Source organism: Neisseria sp. 19428wB4_WF04, from assembly GCF_015235335.1.
Lineage (GTDB): Bacteria > Pseudomonadota > Gammaproteobacteria > Burkholderiales > Neisseriaceae > Neisseria > Neisseria musculi.
The window spans coordinates 1-1,339 of sequence record NZ_JADGLG010000113.1 but is presented as its reverse complement, the minus strand read 5'-3'; the positions used below and the strand labels follow the sequence as shown (position 1 = coordinate 1,339).

Annotated in this window: 1 protein-coding gene and 3 pseudogenes; 2 read left to right on the top strand and 2 right to left on the bottom strand. The window is 54.1% G+C overall.

The features are described 5' to 3' along the window. Positions 1-130: 130 nt before the first annotated feature. Positions 131-336: pseudogene (locus IR141_RS12475) on the bottom strand (IS1595 family transposase); the annotation flags it as partial. A gap of 68 nt (positions 337-404) precedes the next feature. Beyond that, positions 405-788: pseudogene (locus tag IR141_RS12470) on the bottom strand (DUF3164 family protein); the annotation flags it as partial. Here IR141_RS12470 and IR141_RS12465 point away from each other — a divergent pair. Together IR141_RS12465 and IR141_RS12460 are read left to right on the top strand one after the other, a co-directional pair. Next, entirely contained in the window at positions 774-1,022 is a 249-nt protein-coding gene (locus IR141_RS12465; protein ID WP_228068269.1) for a DUF935 domain-containing protein, read from the top strand. The pseudogene IR141_RS12470 and the gene IR141_RS12465 sit on opposite strands and share 15 nt — an antisense overlap. Then, positions 1,019-1,339 (top strand): annotated as a pseudogene (locus tag IR141_RS12460) (hypothetical protein); the annotation flags it as partial. The gene IR141_RS12465 and the pseudogene IR141_RS12460, both read left to right, overlap by 4 nt.

Sequence of the window (1,339 nt, the reverse complement as noted above, 5' to 3'; positions counted from 1 at the left end):
TGGAGCGTCTGACTTATTGCTGCGATATTTTTGAGACGGGCAATGATTCTTACCGGATGAAACACCGCTCATAGGGTGGCTCAATTTTAGACCACAACTGTGGCTCAGTTTTGGAATGGAATTGACACCCCAACTTAACCGGGCCATCGAAAACCTCGTCTGCCTCCAATGTCAAATGATGGCTGATGACCTGACGGATTTTGCGGTAGAACAATGTCGCCGAATTGGGATGGATGTCCAAAGTATCGGCAGCGGAACGGGCAGTTGCTTCCAGCACAAAAAACGCAGCAGTTCTTTCTGTGTTTTTTTCTTTAATTTGCGGTGTGTTATCTTCATATTTTGAGGGTAACATAACTGCTAATCTAGTACAGCCCCAATAATTTTGCCCATTTCTCCATGACTATTCACACCTTCGCCACATCCAAATTCATTAACTGGTAATCGCCTGCCTCATCGCGGCGGTACACCCACACAAACGGTTTGCTGATATGCACCTGCAGGCTGTCGCTCAAAGCCGTCATTGTCCGCCGCCACTTTTCATCGCCGATTTGCAGGCGCAGGCCGAGCACGCAGGCGATGGAGATATTGCCCTCTTTGTCCACTTGGAAGGCGGCGTTAATCAGCGTTTTCAGCTCGGCGTGGCTGCCTTCCACCCACTCGTTGAGGCACTCGTCAATCAGAGCTTTGGTGGTCAGCAGACCTTCGTCAGACACCAAAGTGTCCTGCATGGACAGCTGTACACGGTACGCACCATCGAAGCTGAGCAGGCCGATATGCCCGAATTTGCCGAGGGCTTGCCGGTTCCCCTCGATGCTGGCCGTCTGAATGTGCAAGGCCGCGCCTTGATCGATGCGCCGGTGGCCGAACTGAAAAAAGGCGAAACCGCCGACAACCTGCTCGACCGTCTGAGCGCCGTTTATCCCGAGATGGACGACACAGCCCTGCAAAACGAGCTGGCCAGGCTGATATTTTTATCGGGCCTGGTCGGCAGGATTGAAGCGGCTCAGGAGATGGGCAAATGAACCCCGAAGACATCAAAGCCGTGTTCAGCATGCAGCCCGAAGCCGCCGTGGCCTATCTGAAACAGAAAGGCCGTCTGGTATCGTGGGACTGGTAGGATATGTTTGATGATACTCTCTATCCGCCGCTGGATTACCGTTGCCGCTGCCGCGTCAAACCGCTCTCCGAAGCGCGCGGTGCGGCCAAAGTGCAGCCCAGCCCCAAATTGGAAACGATAACGGTCGATATCCGCACCAACGAATACACCGGCGAAGAGCGCTATGCCCAACGCACCGGCATCCGCATCAACGGCACCTTTGTGGCACCCAACGCCGGCTTC